The following is a 16903-nucleotide window of genomic DNA, read 5'->3' as shown; positions in this document are numbered from 1 at the left end:
ATTATATCATAGTGGATGATGAAGATATCGCCCATGATATCATAAAAGGATATGCTGACCTATTGCCAAATTTGAAGTTGGTTCAACATTGTTATGATGCCATAGAAGCCAATGAATGTCTTAAGAAAAATAAAGTGGATTTGATTTTTTTAGACTTGAATATGCCAAAACTCAAAGGATTTGAATTTTTGAAATCCCTATTACACCCGCCAAAGGTTATTGTAACCACGGCATATCAAGAACACGCTTTGGAAGGTTATGAATTGAATATTGTGGATTATTTGTTAAAGCCATTCAGTTTCGAACGTTTTATGAAAGCGATAAACAAAATTAAAGATGAAAAAAGAGCTGCTCAAAATTTAAAAATAAAGAAATCAGGGGAAGATAAGCGTTTGTTCTTATATGCGAACAAAAAGCATATTCAGCTAATATTAGATGATATTTTATTTGTTGAAGCTGATGGAAATTACTGCAAAGTAGTTAGCAAAGTGGATGAAATTAGAATTAGAACTAAATTATCAGATTTTATAAAAATCTTGCCTGAAAGTATTTTTTTTCAGACCCACAAATCGTTTATCGTTTCCAAAAAGCATATTAAAACAATAGAGGGAAATCGAATTAGTCTATCAAGTTATAAAATCCCCATAGGTAAAGTTTACAAAGCAAGCATCAAGGAATTATTGAGATAAAAGTGTTATGTCTACAATGGTTTGTTAATGACAGAATAAATACAAACAGAGGAAAACCAGCCACCAACAACGCCTCCCATAAAAAGCACTAGCACAGTCCTTCACCAAAAAGCCTAAAGCACAACTTGAAACAAATAACATATAGAAAAGGACAGCTTAGTGATCTAACTGCATTGCAAGAGTTGTTTGTAGACGCCATAACCTCCGTTTGTAAGGAGGATTATAACGATGACCAGATTCGTGTCTGGGCTTCCGGTATTGAAAATATTGATCGTTGGCGCGACATGCTGACAAATCAGTTTGTTATAGTGGCTCAACTCAAAAACAAAATCGTTGGCTATGCAAGCTTGGATAATGGGAATTATCTCGACATGTTCTACGTTCATAAAGATTACCAACGACAAGGAATTGTTCATAAACTTTACACCGGGATTGAAAAAGAAGCTGTTAGAAATGGGGAAGTCACATTAACATCAGACGTGAGTATAACCGCAAAACCTTTTTTTGAAAGCCTTGGTTTTCGCACAATAAAAAAACAAACCGTAGAAAGACAGGGCATTGAATTAACAAACTTTAAAATGATGAAAGAGTTAACTAGATAAATAAGACTTCACAGGTTTTCCCGACGCATTTTGGTCGGGACAAGCGGAAACCTGTGAGGTCTTGTTGTATATAAATCCCAATAACTTGTCCATGCCACAGAGCAATATATAAGTGTTTCATTCCTGCCTCTTGTCAAATATTTCAATTCGTCACTAAAAATAAACAGTTCAGAATAAAAAAATAAATATCTAGCACAGCTATGGTTACATTTGAAAAACATTTAATGAAGTGATTTAAACTTTTTTGATTGAAGCGAAAATTAGTCATTTTGAGTCTAATTGAAGGTTTTTTTGAGTTTCATAGCAGCGCTATGGAAGGAAAAAAAGGCAAAAAGTAGGCTCAAAAGGGCAATTTTTTAGCCAATTGAGAAAAGTTTAAATCACTTCAATACAAACAGTCAGCATTCATTAAAATAAAAATGGAATATTTAGTCGGAGATATATACGGATTAATCCATCTGATTTCATCAATAATTGCTTTGGTAGCTGGGACATTAGCCCTGTTTATGAAAAAAGGAACAATCCGACATAAGCAAATTGGGTATGTTTATGTAATAAGTATGGTATTATTATTACTGAGTGCTTTTATGATTTATAGGCTGTTTAACGGATGGGGAGTTTTTCATTATGCAACTATCGCCAGTCTTTTAACAATTAGCTTAGGAATGATACCAATATGGACTAAAAAACCAACCAAAAAATGGAAATACATGCATTTTTCATTTATGTATTGGTCAGTAATAGGTTTGTATGCAGCATTTGTAGCAGAAGTTTTAACAAGAATCCCGGAAACCCCATTTTTCGGAATGGTTGGAATTTCATTTGTAATAATAACGCTTGCAGGTGGTGTATTCTTTGGAGTTAATAAATCAAAATGGTCAAGTCTATTTGGAATTAAGAAATAAAAAAGACCTCACAGATTTCCCTCCGACGCCCCGAAGTCTCAGGGGTAAGGAAAAAACAAAACCTGTGAGGTCTAGTGATTTATTCGCATATTGCTTTATTCCTCCCCGCCTTTTTTATTTTTATGTCTTTTCATGGCTTCACCAAGTTGGTTGCTGGCAGTAAAGCTGGCCACCATATTGTTTAGCATATCACTTCCGGCTTGCGGGGAATTAGGTAATAATATCAGGTTGGTATCGGTCTCTTCCCCTATGGATTGTAAGGTGTCATAATGTTGTGTCACCACAATCAAGGCAGAAGCTTCTTGTGAGTTGATACCCACTTTGTTCAATACTTCAACCGATTCTTCTAATCCACGGGCAATTTCCCTACGCTGATCGGCTATACCCTGCCCTTGTAAACGCTTGCTTTCGGCTTCAGCCTTGGCTTTTTCTACAATCAGGATACGGGCGGCATCCCCTTCAAACTGAGCGGCTATTTTTTCACGTTCTGAAGCATTAATACGGTTCATGGCTGCTTTTACCTGCGCATCGGGGTCGATGTCTGTCACCAGGGTTTTAATGATGTCATAACCATAATCCAACATCGCGTCTTGCAATTCCTCTTTTACTGCATTGGCAATGTCGTCTTTCTTCACGAAAACGTCGTCGAGTTTCATTTTTGGTACCTCGGCACGCACTACATCAAACACATAAGAAGTAATTTGTTCGTGCGGATACTCCAGTTTATAAAAAGCTTCATAAACCTTGTCCTTGATCACTACATATTGTACTGATACTTTCAGCTTAACAAAAACATCGTCCAGGGTTTTGGTTTCTACAATCACATCCAATTGTTGGATTTTAAGGCTCATTCGGGCCGCAATACGATCCACCAATGGGATTTTCATTTGTAAACCAGAGTTCCGGATACTGTGAAACTTACCGAAACGCTCTATAGCAACGGCTGTTTGTTGTTTCACTATAAAAAAAGACATGAAAAGGATAATTATTCCGAAGAATAAAATTGGGATAAGTAATATTGACATAATAATAATGTTTTAAATCGACGGGTAAATTACAAATAATCTTAGAATCCCAATCGTTTATTTGGTTAAATAATTAAAAAGTATTGCTGACGTCATTCTTTAAAGTCTTATATCATGTTTTTTATCTGATTAAATGAACGTCTATGTTATGGCATATTTATTGTTACTTTGCTTTAAAACCCAAAAACATAGCATTATGAAGACCTCCTACCTTACTTTTTTACTTTTGTTATCATTGAGCATTGTCTCCTGTGGAAGTGGTTATGTTTATCTGGATTATCCACAGGGTCCTGAGGTGCTATTACCTGATGGGGTTAACAATATCGCCGTGGTAAACCGCTCGTTGACCAAAGATGAAGATCAGCAAAAGAAATCCGTCGAAGCTGTAATAACAGGAGAAATTGCAGGATCTGATAAATTGGCTTCTGATGAAGCTGTAAAAGGTGCTATGGCGGGCGTTCAAAACAAAAGTGATATTAGGATCATTATCCCCGATACGCTACGTATGTACGGCACCGGAACCCGAAAAACACCCGATGTAATTCCTTGGGATAAGGTTAGCGAAATTTGCGATGCTTCCGAAGCTGATGTGCTCCTGGTACTCGAAAACTTTGATTCTAACTCAGACCTTGTGCTTTCAACGGCTGTAGAACAGGTGACTTCAGTATTAAAAACGGGAAAAGCAAGTTCACGCCTTCCTCGGCAAACCCGTGTAAATGTAAAGAGCTATTGGCGGCTTTACGATCCGTACACCAAAACGATTATCGACCAGTTTCAGCAGACATTTTATATGAATTTTGATCTGGCAAACGGGGAACTTCCCCATACTGCATTATCTGAAACGGCTTATGCCGCCGGACTCGATTATATAAACCGGTTTTTGCCCAGTTATTACCGGGTAAAGCGCGATATGCATAAAAAAGGAAAAGGACGTGACAAAGCCCAATTTGATGTCGGATGGCGTCGTAGCGAAGTGGCCAATTGGGATGGAGCCATCGAAATATGGACAGACATAGCAAACAATCCAAGCAGTAAATCTGCCGGAAGGGCAGCCCTTAACGTTGCTGTGGGCTACGAAGTATTAGGTAAAACGGATCTCGCTTTAGAGTGGGCCCAACGTGCCTATGAAGATTATGGCGAAAAACTGGCACGTGATTATGCCAAGATATTATTGCGGAGGAAACGGTTTGAGTTGTGACTTTTAGAGGTTGTCTAAAAAACTACAAAATCAGATGTCATGCTGAGCTTGTCGAAGCATAATTCGGTGAGTGCCAACAAAACGTCTTCGACAGCCCTTCGACAGGCTCAGGGTGACAAATCAAGTTCGTTTAGTGCTTTTTAGACACATTCTAAAGATACCAAGCAGCTTATCATGAACTTAAGACAACATCCTCAGTATTACCCTAAAACCTCAATCGCTTTTTCAAGTCTTGAAATGGTATTTTCCTTACCGATCATTGCGACGATATCAAACACATGCGGACCTTTCATAGCGCCCACCAAAGCCAATCGGAATGGGGGCATCACCTGACCGAAACCTAATGCTGCATCTGATATCCATTGTTTTACAACCTTCTCTACATTTTCTGATGAAAAATCATCTATATCATCGATAATCCCAATGATCTCTTTCATATAATCACCGGTATTTTCTTTCCATTTCTTTTTGGCCGCCTTTTGATCATATTCATCCGGAGCAACGAAGAAGAAACTACTTAAATCCCACAGTTCGTGGACAAAATCGGCTCTTTCTTTTATCAAGGCAACTACTTCGGTTACATATCCTTTAGAAAAACCTTTAGCAATGGTTTCATCCATTTCAGCTATAAACAAATCGGCTAGTGTTGTATTTCGTTTTTTCTGAAGATACTGATGGTTATACCATTTTATTTTATCCGGATCGAAACGCGCCCCGGCTTTATGTACTTTTTCGAGTTGGAAGGCATCGATCAATTCATCCAAAGAGAATATTTCTTGTTCTGTTCCCGGGTTCCAACCCAAAAAGGCCAGGAAGTTAACCACGGCTTCACTAAAATAGCCGTCTTCTCTGTATCCACGTGAAACATCACCGGTTTTGGGATCGTTCCATTCCAACGGAAACACCGGAAAACCGAGTTTATCACCGTCACGTTTGCTTAATTTCCCTTTGCCTGTTGGTTTTAAGATCAGCGGCAGATGCGCAAATTCCGGAGCTTCCCAACCAAATGCACGATATAGGAGTACATGTAAGGCCAAAGAAGGCAACCATTCTTCCCCACGGATCACATGAGAAATCTCCATCAAATGGTCGTCCACAATATTTGCCAGGTGATAGGTAGGCATTCCGTCACTTTTGAAGAGTATTTTATCGTCCAATATGTTAGTGTCGATTTCTATATCCCCACGGATGATATCTTTTAGCTGCAATTTTTCATCCTGTGGTGATTTAAAACGAATGACATAGTCTTCACCACTATCAATTTTAGCTTGCACCTCTTCTTCCGATAGCGAAAGAGAGTTTTTCAACCTCAATCGGTTGTGCCAATTGTAGATAAAGGTTTTTCCTTCTGTTTCGTGATTTTTTCTGTGTGCGTTGAGTTCGTCGGCCGTATCGAAAGCATAATACGCCCATCCTTTTTCTAGGAGTTCGTCGGCATATTGTTTGTACAATGCTTTTCGTTCGCTTTGACGAAAAGGTCCGTATTTTTTCTGAATTTCACTCCCGGAGCCTGGTCCTTGGTCGTAAGGAATTCCGCACCAATTCAAAGCATCGACAATATATTGTTCTGCTCCTTCTACATAGCGGTTTTGATCGGTATCCTCAATGCGAAGGATGAAATCCCCGCCGTGTTTTTTGGCGAACAAATAGTTGAACAAAGCCGTTCGAACACCCCCGATATGCAAGGGTCCCGTGGGGCTTGGCGCAAAACGAACACGTACTTTTTTACTCATTGCTAGAATTTTTACCAAAGATAATCCATTATCGTTCGACGGGCAAAACAGTTTGTGCTTATTCAACCTTTGAAGGGTTTTCCGACAATGAATTATGTTTCGACAGCCCTTCGACAAGCTCAGGGGGACATTGTACTCTTTTTATTACTATATCACTACCTTTGTTAGTTTGAGCTTGTCGAAGACTTATTCGATTAAGTCCAAACCTCGTGAGGTCTTGCTTCTTCAAGGATCTACAGCTAACTTATTCACTATTAATCTTCTGTTAAATGTTCAGTATTTTTTGTCAGTTCTATTGATTATTGTAGTTTCGGGCATTAACAACATTAAAAATTAGATATGAGATTTTCAAAACCATTTAAAACTTTACTTGTTTGTTTTGTGACGATTGGTATGAGTGCTTTTACACAGGTGAATGCTCAAGAACAAGTAGAAGTAACTGACGCTGAATTAGGAAAAATTGCTGCTGCATTTCAAGGCATTCAAAAAATAAATATGGAAGCGCAACAAAAAGTAATGAAAACTGTTGAAGATAGCGGATTTGAAGCCAACAGATTCAACGAAATGTACGAAGCTTCCGTATCTCCGGAAAAAAACGTTGAAGCTACAGATGAAGAAAAAGAAAAGTTTGGAAAAGTAATGAGCCAAATCCAAGAAATGCAGGCCGGCTTTCAAGGACAAATGGAAGAGGTGATTGGAAAAGAAGGAATCAGTATGGAGCGCTATGAAAAAATAGCCATGGCATTACAAACCGATACGGCATTACAACAACGTTTGCAAGCGGAAATAGTAAAGCAACAACAGCCGTAACCCACTAAGTGGGATTTTATTAGCTCCCAAAAGGAAATGATTAAAATTTTTCCTTAAAAATATAAAACCCTCGGATGATCTTGATTGTCCAGGGATTTTTGTTTTTATAGACCTTTAAAGTTTTTGAAACCTTAAAGGTCTTGTTTTAATCCTCTTTCTTCCCAATATCATCCAATTCGTCGATAACATTGATGTAACTCTTTTTAAAATTATTTTCCAGCAAAACATATAGCCCATAGGTTGCCAATAAACCGAAGGGAAGTACAATCAGGCTAAGTACGATATCATTGCCATTTTCAATAAAAGAAGGGTTTATAAAGGCGATAACAATTCCGGCTATAAACGTTCCGACATAATAGGCTACAATGCCGATTATTGCAAATAGCCACTTGTTTTTATGGTGTTCTTCAGCAAGTTTATAATAATATTTACCGATCCAGAAAAGGAGTAGTAGTCCAAGCATAGCAGTTTAGGTTTTGGGTTACTTCCAATAAGTAAATATAGAATTTTTATTGAAATAGTGGTGTTTTGACTAAAAAAACAAGCTTTTCCAAAGTTTGGAACTTTGGAAAAGCTATCAAAGGCTGGGTTACATTCTTCCGCGAAGTCGGGAGACTTTACGGAGCGGATGTTTTTAATAGTTTGTGCAACGATTACCATCTTGTTCGTTTACTTTTTAGCAAGAGGGTATTTATTAACTCATCAGGATATAGTTTATCATAGCTTATTTTATTGATTTAAAATGTTGTTTTATTAAATGACCGTGCAACAGTTAAAAGAAGAATGTTTCAAATAATATTTAAATCCTTAAATAAAGATTGCCGTTGATAGTCTTGAGTTTAAGAGTATTTAAAGGGTTCTTTGTTTCCCCTTTAACCTTTTGTCCAATCATACGGTCCTCTGAAGTCAATTTAATAGCCTCGTCTGCATAAATGTTGCCATGAATGGTTTCTGCTACTATACTGGTATTGATAAGTTTCAAATCAATTTCACCATTGATAGTACTTAAATCCATTTTACCTTTGTAATCTGCAATATTGATATCCCCGTTGATCAAATCTGCTGTAAAATCACCTTCAATAGATTTAGAAGTTATACTTCCATTAATACTTGAGATCTTAAAATTGGCATTTTTAGGGATATACAAAGTATAGTTGAATTCATATTCAATATGGCAGCAATTCACATATATCGTTTTTCCATCTTCACTCCTTTTCTCTCCGTATTTTTCCTGAAATGCTTTAAAAACAGGTTTGGCATTGGATTCAATGGTAATAAGAGACTTTTGTTCGGTAATATTTAATTCATAAAGGTCAAGAAATTCTTCTTCGTCCATCGTTAAATCCGCCTCCAATTGAATTGTTGATTTGTCCCAGTTCTTAACGGTGATATTGAAAGCAAATGGTACTTCTATATCAATTTCCTGATTGTTGTAGTCTACGGTTTTTTCAATATGCCTTTGTGCATATATCGAAACCCCGAATAAAAATAAAGTGATTACTAGTATCTTTTTCATGATTGATGATATTTAGATTATTGTTTTCTTAGGTATATGGTTCCTGTAGCTGAGTTTAGTTGAATTTGTACCCCTCCATTATTGAGCGTTCCTTTTACGGTTCTTGCAGAAACCATTTTCAAACCATCTTCGCTTTCAAGATTTAGATCAAAGTCGGTATAGATCTCTCCAGTGGTCGATCTCAAGACTAAATCAGCCGATGTGGTATTCGGAAGACTAACATCTATATCTCCAGTGGTGGTGGTAATACTAATGGGAGAAGATTGATTTACTTTAGAGAATATTACATCAATTTCTCCAGTATTGGTGTTTGCAGTAATCGGACCTGTAACATCCTTAATTTTAAGTCCTCCGGTAACCTTGATAGTACACTCTATTTCACTACTGAATCCGTCTATAGAGACATCACTGTCAATTCCTGATGCATTTACAGATATATTAGTGGACGCCGGTAACAGAATAACAGGAACCTCTCCTTCTTTGCGAAGGTTTTTTACAATAAGATTATTTCCTTCCTTGATTACATAAAACCCTACTTCTGTATTGTCAACCCCGCCTAGTCCAACTAATTTTAAACCTTTTGCTTTTTCCGGGGTTTCTGACCTATCCGCTTTAATAGTAAGTGAGTTTTGATTGTAGGTCTCTACGATAACATCTGACTTAGTTTCAATCTTTACCCACTCTATCCCTTCCAAGGAATGTGTATAATTAGACTGTGCCAGAGTAGAAACGCAAATAAAAAATGATGCGATAAATAATTTGAATGATTTCATGATTGTTCGTTGTTTTGATATTAAACTATTGTTGGTATAAGTGATTTAATTTGTTCTTTTACAAAGTCTGGGGTATCTTCTTTATCCAGTAACTTCTTCATAACCTCAACTGCATCTTTGTCTTTGATCTGTACAAGTGTATGCATAACCGCTAATTGTACAACTGGTTCTTTTTCAATCTCCAATGCCTCAACCAAGGCTCCTCTTACCGTTTCCGAGGAGGTAAACCCTGTAAGTGCATTTACTGCTGCCAAGCGTACATTAGGATTCTCATCAATAAGCATACGATCGATCAAGGCTTTAAGAATTTTAGCTTCCGGATGATTGAATTCTTCTACGTAACTCACACCCTGAATACGCTTACTGGCAGATTTATTCTCCATGAGGGAAAGCATGGCCGTTTGTTTAATTCCCTCATTTTTCTTCTGCAACTCAACAATCTTTAGATTTGACTGACCGCTCTGGTAATACCTTCCTGCGTAAAACCCTCCTATTACCAATACAATACAAGCGGCAAGCCTGATCAATTGCCCGAGTCCATATGATTTTTTGGAATAACTTTTTTCTAGTGATACGCCCTTAGGCTGCATTTGTTTTTCTTTTTCGATCTGCTCATAAAAGCGTTGCCTGATCCTGTCAGCCGGGCTAATTTGCTTTTCATAATTAAAAGCCTTTAATAGCATTTTATATTCTTCCTGCTCTTTCTGGCACTCAGGACAATGCTCTAAATGCGCTGCTACTTTTTCTCTTTCCCTATCGTCCAACTGATCCTCTATATAGTGCGGTAAGAGGTCTTTTATCTGTCTGTGCTTCATAGCTATATATCTTTAAAATAAATCGTCTTTAATTTTTGTATTGCCCTGAAAACTTTTGCTTTTACAGCTCCGGGGGTACTGTCCATGATAACTGCCAGTTCATTATATCTGATGTTCTGTAGTTTGGCCAGTGTTAATAATTCCCGATCAGGTAATTCCAAATGATTCAATGCTTCCTCTAGATGTGATAACTCTTCCTTAGCTTCTATATCACTAACCAGATCCTTAGCTGATCTAGGGTCAAAACCCAAAGAATCCTCTTTCTTTTTACGCATATGTGAACTCAAACAATTCCGGGTGATGGTAAACATCCAGGAAACAAATTTCCCATCCTTATATGTTTCCCTATGTCTCATGATTTTATAAAATACCTCTTGTGTTATATCTTCACTAAGCATTTGATTCCTAGTCATTTTAAGTAAAAAATTATACACATGACTGTGATGCCTTTCGAACAAAATTTTAAGTTGATCCAGATTTCCCCGGGAAACTTCAAGCATTAATTTTTCGTCAGTAATAGTCTTCAAAAAATATTATTTAGTTGATGTTCATTATTATATACTCATGAAATCACAGATGGTTACATCTAAATCCCATAAATTTTCACAGCGAAGTATAAAGGTATGTATTACTGAAAGATCTGTTTAAGTAATTTACTGTATGTCATACATGAGAATTATTTAAGCCCAAATCCCTATTCCTAAGCCATTTTAACACCATCTTTTGAAAAATGCTGATTTACAATGCCAAACAAATTGTATTTTTATGGTAGAAAGTTTATCGTTGTAAGTGATACACTTCGATAGTCCTTTCGACAAGAGGCTGTCCAAAAGCTGCAAATTCAGATGTCATGCTGAGTACTTCGATAAACTCAGTACAGGCTCTGTCGAAGCATAATTTATTGAAGATCAATGTGTCTTCGACAACCCTTCGACAAGCTCAGGGTGACAAGTGTACTGAACTTTACTATTTTAACACAAAAAAGAAATATAAATACCAAACTATGCAGGCTTTACAGCAGATAAAACAAAAACTGGAAGGGTTTTTACGAAAATACTACGTCAACGAACTGATAAAAGGGGCGATTCTTTTTACAGCTGCGGGTTTGCTGTATTTTATCTTTACGGTGCTGCTGGAATACCTTTTGTGGTTCGGCACCACCGGAAGGCTACTCCTCTTCTGGCTTTTTGTCGCCGTTGAGCTTTTTTTGTTTGTCAAATTTATCGTCATTCCCTTGCTCTATTTGTTTAAAATCAGAAAAGGGATCGACCAAAAAGCGGCCTCGCAGATTATTGGTCAGCATTTTCCCGAAGTGGGCGACAAGCTGCTGAACCTACTCCAACTTTCTGAAAACAAAGAGAAATCAGAATTATTGATGGCCGGCATCGAACAAAAAGGAACGGATCTGCGTCCGATTCCCTTTCAACGGGCTATTAATTTGAAAGCAAATTTGAAATATGTCTGGTATGCGGCTGCCCCTATTCTAATTATACTGATTGTTATATTTTTAGGCAAAACAGATTTATTTTCAGATAGTTACAAACGTGTGGTGAATTATAAAACCGCCTATACACCACCGGCTCCCTTTGAATTTTTTGTACTGAATGATTCTTTGAATGCTATTGAGAACCGTCCGTTTACACTGAATGTAAAAACAGCCGGAAATATCATTCCTGAAAATGTTCAAATCCTGATAGACGGCGAGGCTTATTTTATGCAGCAAAAAGAAATGGGTCATTTTGAATATGTGTTTACACAACCCAGAGAATCGGTTTCCTTTTCTCTAAAAGCCAATGAAGTGGCATCGCCCACCTATCAATTACAGATTATCGAAACCCCTTCGCTTCTCGGTTTTGAAATGATGATGGATTATCCCACATACACCGGAAAAAAGACGGAGGTGTTAAAAAATACCGGAAATGCCCTGATTCCGGAAGGGACTCAAGTTTCTTGGAAATTGGCAACCTTAAAAACTGATCGCGTAGCATTGCAATCAAAAGATACCGTATTGGAATTCAGTAAGAATGACAACGAATTTCAACTGGAAAAAAGAATTTTCAGTACGTTGGACTATTCCATCAGTACGAGTAACAAAAATCTGAAAGATTATGAAAAACTCGGTTTTTCCATAGAGGTCACTAAGGATCAATCCCCGGAAATCCGTGTAGCCGAAAAATTGGACAGCACAAGTAATCGAAAAATATATCTGGGACAGCTCTCCGACGACTATGGTATCAAGAATTTAAAGTTGGTTTATTATCCGGAAGGGACTGATTCGCTTCAGCAAATTTCCATTCCTATCAATCCTGGAAATTACGACCGATTTGTTTATGAATTTCCGGGTGATCTACCATTGCAAGCCGGTATTCCGTATGAATTTTATTTTGAAGTCACCGATAATGATGGAATTCGCGGTGGAAAATCAGCTAAAAGTCCTGTTTTCAATTTTAGAAAACTCACTGAAGAAGAACGAAAAGATCAGCAGTTGGAACAACAAAGTGAAAGCATTCGCGATATGGAAGAATCCATGCAAAAACTGCAAAAACAGGAAGAAGACCTTGAAAAAATTTCAGAAACCAATAAACAAAAACAACAGTTGGGCTTTAACGATCAGAAACGTGTTGAGAACTTTTTGGAAAGGCAACAGCAGCAAGATGAAATGATGAAGCGTTTTCACAAGGAGTTGGAAGATAATCTGGATGAATTCCGAGAAGAAAACAAAGAACGATCTGAATTTAATGAGTTGCTGAAAGAACGCTTGGAACGTCAGCAAAGAGAAATGGAGAAGAATGAAAAATTGATGGAAGAGTTAAAAGAGCTTTCTGACAAAATAGATAAGGAAAAACTTACCAAAAAACTTGAGGAACTCGCCAAGCAACAGAAAAAAGACAATCGGAATCTGGAGCAAATACTGGAACTCACCAAGCGCTATTACACCGAAGCCAAAGCGGAAAAAATCAAAAAGGATCTGGAAGAACTAGCCCAAAAACAAGCTGCTCAAGCTGAAAAAAATCCGATGGAAAATACACCTGAAGATCAAGAAGAATTGAACGCTGATTTTAAAGAGTTGCGAAAAGACATCAATGCCCTGGAAAAGCAAAACGAGGAATTGCAAAAGCCGATGGATTTGGGAACTGATGAAGAAATGGAGCAACAAATTGAAAAAGATCAGCAAGAAGCCAAGGAAAAATTAGAAGAAAACAAGCAAAGTGAGAATCAAAAACCTGAAAACGGGGCTCAACAAAAGCAACGAAATGCCGCCGGAAAAATGAAACAAATGGCACAGAACATGCAGCAACAAATGCAAGCCGATGGGCAACAAAGTATGCAAGAAGATATAGAAACGCTACGGCAGATTTTGGACAATCTCATTATTTTTTCCTTTGAGCAGGAAGATATCATGAAAAAACTAGATCAATTTGATGAACGCAATCCGGAGCTTGCCTCCTATTTAAGAAAACAAAACGATCTGCGTTCGCTCTTCGAACATATCGATGATAGTTTGTTTGCTTTGTCATTGCGCCAGCCTAAAATTTCAGAACACATTAATGAAAACATTACCGATGTCTTTTACAATATTGACAAAACCTTGGAGCAATTTGCCGAAAACCGATTTTACCAAGGTTTATCACATCAACAATACACCTTAACGGCTTCAAATGAATTGGCTGACTTTTTGAGTGATCTTTTGGACAATATGCAGCAAAGTTTGGCATCTGGTAGTCAAGGCGGAGGTCAAGGTTTTCAACTTCCGGATATTATCCAAAGTCAGGAGCAATTGAATCAGCAAATGCAGGAAGGAATGAAAAAGGGCGAAAAGCCATCAGAAGGAAAAGAAGGAGAAAAAGGTGAAGGTAAACAACCCGGCGACAAGCTCAATGAAAATATGTCTGAAGAATTGTTTGAGATCTACAAGCAACAACAGCAATTGCGAAATGCTTTGGAAAAGCAATTGGAAAACATGGATGGAAATGCTGAAAAGCGACAAGCAGTCCAATTATCTAAACAAATGGAGCAGATAGAAAATCAGCTTTTGGAAAAAGGTTTTGATGAAAATGTCTTAAGCAAAATGATGAACCTAAAACATGAGCTTTTAAAATTGGAAGAAGCCAGTTTTGAGCAAGGGCAGAAAAAAGAACGCGAAAGCCAGACAAGCACAAAAGAATTTCAGAATAAAAACATAAAACAAAGCTCTGATATTCAACAATATTTCCAGGAAGTTGAAATATTAAATAGACAAGCATTACCTTTGCGGCAAAATTACAAACAGAAAGTAAACGCCTATTTTAAGGAAGATGATTAATTTTCATTACGAAACCGATTTTCAATTGGATAACGAAAAGCGGTTTTCAAACTGGATAATACAGCTTGTCCGATCTGAAGAAAAAGAAGCCGGAACGATCAATTACATATTTTGTGACGACACCTACTTACACAAAATCAATGTAAACTACCTCGACCATGATACCCTAACCGATATTATCAGTTTTGATTATTCCAATGGAAGTTTAATTGAAGGCGATATTTTTATTTCGATTGAACGGGTAAAAGAAAACGCGACCGAATTTGAAGTTGCTTTTGAGAATGAATTAAAACGTGTAATGGCCCACGGCATTCTTCACTACTGTGGATATACAGACAAAACTGTAAAAGATAGGGAAATAATGCGACAAAAGGAAGAGGAAAAAATGGTTTTGTTCGATTCTAAAAAAATATAGATCGCAGTAATAATAAGGCTTAAGAAAGCTGTTTCACGTGGAACACAGCAAAAAGTGATAAAGAAAAACAGATTTTATGTTTGATAAAGTATATGATGTTATAGTGGTTGGAGCAGGACATGCCGGATCGGAAGCAGCAGCGGCTGCCGCCAATATGGGTTCTTCTACTCTACTCATCACCATGAATCTCCAAAACATTGCACAAATGTCTTGCAATCCTGCTATGGGTGGAATTGCAAAAGGACAAATTGTTAGGGAGATTGATGCCATGGGCGGCTATTCGGGTATTGTAACCGACAGGACCGCTATTCAATTTAAAATGTTGAACAAATCTAAAGGTCCCGCTATGTGGTCACCAAGAGCACAAAGTGACCGCATGCGATTTGCAGAAGAATGGCGTTTGCTTTTGGAGCAAACTCCGAATCTGGATTTCTATCAGGAAATGGTGAGTGGTTTACTGATAGAAAACGGAAAGATAAAAGGTGTAAAAACATCCCTCGGATTGGAAATAAAATCCAAAACCGTGGTGTTGACCAATGGAACTTTTTTAAACGGATTAATTCATATCGGAGAAAAACAATTAGGTGGTGGCCGTGCTGGCGAAAAAGCATCAACCGGAATTACGGCCGATTTGATTGAAGTAGGTTTTGAAGCAGGAAGAATGAAAACCGGAACCCCTCCAAGAGTTGATGGAAGGTCTTTGGACTATTCAAAAATGACCGTTCAACCCGGTGATGAAAACCCGGAAAAATTTTCATATTCAGACAAAACAAAACCTTTATCAGAACAAAAAGATTGTCATATGACCTACACAAGTGCAGAAGTTCATGATCTGCTTCGTGAAGGTTTTGACAGATCCCCAATGTTCAACGGAAGAATAAAAAGTATTGGTCCTAGATATTGCCCCTCTATAGAAGATAAAATAAATCGTTTTGCTGATAAAGACAGGCATCAAATTTTTGTAGAACCCGAAGGATGGAATACGGTTGAAGTTTATGTAAACGGATTCTCTACTTCCTTACCGGAAAATGTACAATTTAAAGCCTTGCGTTCTGTAGCCGGATTTGAGAGTGTAAAATTCTTCAGACCGGGATATGCGATTGAATATGATTACTTCCCTCCTACACAATTAAGACATACGCTAGAAACAAAATTGATTGACGGTTTATATTTCGCCGGACAGATAAACGGAACAACCGGATATGAAGAAGCGGCTTCTCAAGGATTGATGGCGGGAATAAATGCGAGTCTAAAAGTACAGGGAAAAGAGCCTTTTATTTTAAACAGAGATGAAGCTTATATCGGAGTTTTGATCGATGATTTGATCACAAAAGGAACAGAAGAGCCTTACCGAATGTTTACCTCCCGAGCAGAATATCGAACTTTATTGCGACAGGATAATGCCGATTTAAGATTAACACCGAAGAGTTTTGATCTTGGTTTGGCATCTGAAAAGCGATTGAAAAGAATGCAGGAAAAGGAAAAAATGTCTAACTCTTTTGTGGAGTTTTTTAGAGAGACAAGTGTAAAACCAGAAGAGATCAATCCGATATTGGAGACAGTAAATTCTTCACCAATGAAACAACAGGATAAGATGTTCAAGATATTTTCGCGACCAAATGTTACTTTAGATCATATGCGAAAAGTAAAAGCTGTGGACGAATATATTTTGGAGCATCAATTAGATACTGAGGTTTTGGATCAAGCAGAAATTCAGGTAAAATATTCCGGGTATATTCAAAAAGAAAAGAACAATGCGGATAAACTAAATCGTCTTGAAGAAATCAAAATCCCGGAAAACTTTGAATACGACAAGTTAAAATCCCTCTCTTTTGAAGCGAAAGAAAAACTTAAAAAAATAAAACCGAGAACGCTTTCACAAGCATCTCGAATTAGTGGAGTTTCTCCAAGTGATATTAGTGTGCTATTGGTTTATATGGGTCGATGATTTTTCCCCACCCAGATTTAGCTTTTTGCTAAATCTGACCTCTCCAAAGGAGAGGTAAAATAGACTTGGATATAGAACTTAGTAAAATTAAAAACGAAATGGTTCCACGTGGAACCATTTTTTTATTCCATACAATCTTCCGACTTTTACTCAATTAAAACTTAATAGGTT

The 16903-nt window shown here is 37.4% G+C and carries 15 protein-coding genes; 8 read left to right on the top strand and 7 right to left on the bottom strand.

Annotation, left to right across the window (positions count from 1 at the left end; all coding sequences use genetic code 11):
- The first annotated feature begins 11 nt into the window (after positions 1 to 11).
- The 3 genes from OOZ15_RS03880 to OOZ15_RS03870 all read left to right on the top strand — a co-directional run bounded on the left by OOZ15_RS03880 (position 12) and on the right by OOZ15_RS03870 (position 2196).
- Positions 12 to 689 carry a LytR/AlgR family response regulator transcription factor gene (locus tag OOZ15_RS03880; protein WP_265954463.1) on the top strand — a complete coding sequence of 226 codons (678 nt, stop codon included), beginning with the start codon at positions 12 to 14 and terminating at the stop codon, positions 687 to 689.
- 125 nt (positions 690 to 814) lie between these two features.
- On the top strand, positions 815 to 1291 hold the full coding sequence (locus OOZ15_RS03875; protein WP_265954461.1) for a GNAT family N-acetyltransferase: 477 nt from the start codon (positions 815 to 817) through the stop codon (positions 1289 to 1291).
- A gap of 419 nt (positions 1292 to 1710) precedes the next feature.
- Complete coding sequence (locus tag OOZ15_RS03870; protein WP_265954459.1) at positions 1711 to 2196, top strand: DUF2306 domain-containing protein; 486 nt, start codon at positions 1711 to 1713, stop codon at positions 2194 to 2196.
- A gap of 95 nt (positions 2197 to 2291) precedes the next feature.
- Here the strand turns inward: OOZ15_RS03870 and OOZ15_RS03865 are convergent, their stop codons facing one another.
- On the bottom strand, positions 2292 to 3221 hold the full coding sequence (locus OOZ15_RS03865) for an SPFH domain-containing protein (RefSeq protein WP_265954457.1): 930 nt from the start codon (positions 3219 to 3221) through the stop codon (positions 2292 to 2294).
- A gap of 196 nt (positions 3222 to 3417) precedes the next feature.
- Between OOZ15_RS03865 and OOZ15_RS03860 the strand changes: the two genes are divergently transcribed.
- A complete protein-coding gene (locus OOZ15_RS03860) occupies positions 3418 to 4419 on the top strand; it encodes a DUF6340 family protein (RefSeq protein ID WP_265954456.1) in 1002 nt (333 codons plus the stop codon).
- 200 nt (positions 4420 to 4619) lie between these two features.
- Here OOZ15_RS03860 and gltX read toward each other — a convergent pair whose 3' ends face one another.
- Positions 4620 to 6152 (bottom strand): glutamate--tRNA ligase, encoded by a 1533-nt coding sequence (gene gltX / locus OOZ15_RS03855; protein WP_265954454.1) that lies wholly within the window; start codon positions 6150 to 6152, stop codon positions 4620 to 4622.
- 339 nt (positions 6153 to 6491) lie between these two features.
- Here gltX and OOZ15_RS03850 point away from each other — a divergent pair, with 339 nt between their 5' ends.
- The gene (locus tag OOZ15_RS03850; RefSeq protein WP_265954452.1) at positions 6492 to 6962 is read left to right on the top strand and encodes a DUF4168 domain-containing protein; all 471 of its coding nucleotides are present in this window, start codon (positions 6492 to 6494) and stop codon (positions 6960 to 6962) included.
- A 145-nt stretch (positions 6963 to 7107) separates the two neighbouring features.
- Here OOZ15_RS03850 and OOZ15_RS03845 read toward each other — a convergent pair whose 3' ends face one another.
- The 5 genes from OOZ15_RS03845 to OOZ15_RS03825 all read right to left on the bottom strand — a co-directional run bounded on the left by OOZ15_RS03845 (position 7108) and on the right by OOZ15_RS03825 (position 10593).
- Positions 7108 to 7425: a hypothetical protein gene (locus tag OOZ15_RS03845; RefSeq protein ID WP_265954451.1), complete on the bottom strand. Its 318-nt coding sequence runs from the start codon at positions 7423 to 7425 to the stop codon at positions 7108 to 7110.
- A gap of 336 nt (positions 7426 to 7761) precedes the next feature.
- A complete protein-coding gene (locus tag OOZ15_RS03840) occupies positions 7762 to 8478 on the bottom strand; it encodes a DUF4097 family beta strand repeat-containing protein (RefSeq protein WP_265954449.1) in 717 nt (238 codons plus the stop codon).
- Between the two features lie 17 nt (positions 8479 to 8495).
- Positions 8496 to 9251, bottom strand: coding sequence for a DUF4097 family beta strand repeat-containing protein (locus OOZ15_RS03835; protein WP_265954448.1), 756 nt, complete (start codon positions 9249 to 9251; stop codon positions 8496 to 8498).
- Positions 9252 to 9271: 20 nt separating this feature from the next.
- Entirely contained in the window at positions 9272 to 10066 is a 795-nt protein-coding gene (locus OOZ15_RS03830) for a HEAT repeat domain-containing protein (RefSeq protein ID WP_265954447.1), read from the bottom strand.
- A gap of 2 nt (positions 10067 to 10068) precedes the next feature.
- A complete protein-coding gene (locus OOZ15_RS03825; RefSeq protein WP_265954446.1) occupies positions 10069 to 10593 on the bottom strand; it encodes an RNA polymerase sigma factor in 525 nt (174 codons plus the stop codon).
- Positions 10594 to 11069: 476 nt separating this feature from the next.
- Between OOZ15_RS03825 and OOZ15_RS03820 the strand changes: the two genes are divergently transcribed.
- The 3 genes from OOZ15_RS03820 to mnmG all read left to right on the top strand — a co-directional run bounded on the left by OOZ15_RS03820 (position 11070) and on the right by mnmG (position 16732).
- Positions 11070 to 14369, top strand: coding sequence for a DUF4175 family protein (locus tag OOZ15_RS03820; protein WP_265954444.1), 3300 nt, complete (start codon positions 11070 to 11072; stop codon positions 14367 to 14369).
- Complete coding sequence (gene ybeY, locus OOZ15_RS03815; protein WP_265954442.1) at positions 14362 to 14784, top strand: rRNA maturation RNase YbeY; 423 nt, start codon at positions 14362 to 14364, stop codon at positions 14782 to 14784. The genes OOZ15_RS03820 and ybeY overlap by 8 nt, the downstream gene beginning before the upstream one ends.
- A gap of 76 nt (positions 14785 to 14860) precedes the next feature.
- Complete coding sequence (gene mnmG, locus OOZ15_RS03810) at positions 14861 to 16732, top strand: tRNA uridine-5-carboxymethylaminomethyl(34) synthesis enzyme MnmG (RefSeq protein ID WP_265954441.1); 1872 nt, start codon at positions 14861 to 14863, stop codon at positions 16730 to 16732.
- Positions 16733 to 16903 lie beyond the last annotated feature (171 nt).

Source organism: Galbibacter kalidii, assembly GCF_026241135.1.
In the GTDB taxonomy this organism is placed as follows: domain Bacteria; phylum Bacteroidota; class Bacteroidia; order Flavobacteriales; family Flavobacteriaceae; genus Galbibacter.
The sequence above is the reverse complement of the archived record's forward strand: the minus strand, read 5'-3'. Positions and strand labels throughout refer to the sequence as shown.

What these genes read in the sequence shown, in the direction of transcription:
- OOZ15_RS03845 (WP_265954451.1), bottom strand. Translation starts at nt 7,425, where the DNA reads ATGCTTGGACTACTACTCCTTTTCTGGATCGGTAAATATTATTATAAA.
- gltX (WP_265954454.1), bottom strand. Translation starts at nt 6,152, where the DNA reads ATGAGTAAAAAAGTACGTGTTCGTTTTGCGCCAAGCCCCACGGGACCC.
- OOZ15_RS03835 (WP_265954448.1), bottom strand. Translation starts at nt 9,251, where the DNA reads ATGAAATCATTCAAATTATTTATCGCATCATTTTTTATTTGCGTTTCT.
- mnmG (WP_265954441.1), top strand. Translation starts at nt 14,861, where the DNA reads ATGTTTGATAAAGTATATGATGTTATAGTGGTTGGAGCAGGACATGCC.
- OOZ15_RS03850 (WP_265954452.1), top strand. Translation starts at nt 6,492, where the DNA reads ATGAGATTTTCAAAACCATTTAAAACTTTACTTGTTTGTTTTGTGACG.
- OOZ15_RS03860 (WP_265954456.1), top strand. Translation starts at nt 3,418, where the DNA reads ATGAAGACCTCCTACCTTACTTTTTTACTTTTGTTATCATTGAGCATT.
- ybeY (WP_265954442.1), top strand. Translation starts at nt 14,362, where the DNA reads ATGATTAATTTTCATTACGAAACCGATTTTCAATTGGATAACGAAAAG.
- OOZ15_RS03820 (WP_265954444.1), top strand. Translation starts at nt 11,070, where the DNA reads ATGCAGGCTTTACAGCAGATAAAACAAAAACTGGAAGGGTTTTTACGA.
- OOZ15_RS03865 (WP_265954457.1), bottom strand. Translation starts at nt 3,221, where the DNA reads ATGTCAATATTACTTATCCCAATTTTATTCTTCGGAATAATTATCCTT.
- OOZ15_RS03830 (WP_265954447.1), bottom strand. Translation starts at nt 10,066, where the DNA reads ATGAAGCACAGACAGATAAAAGACCTCTTACCGCACTATATAGAGGAT.
- OOZ15_RS03840 (WP_265954449.1), bottom strand. Translation starts at nt 8,478, where the DNA reads ATGAAAAAGATACTAGTAATCACTTTATTTTTATTCGGGGTTTCGATA.
- OOZ15_RS03870 (WP_265954459.1), top strand. Translation starts at nt 1,711, where the DNA reads ATGGAATATTTAGTCGGAGATATATACGGATTAATCCATCTGATTTCA.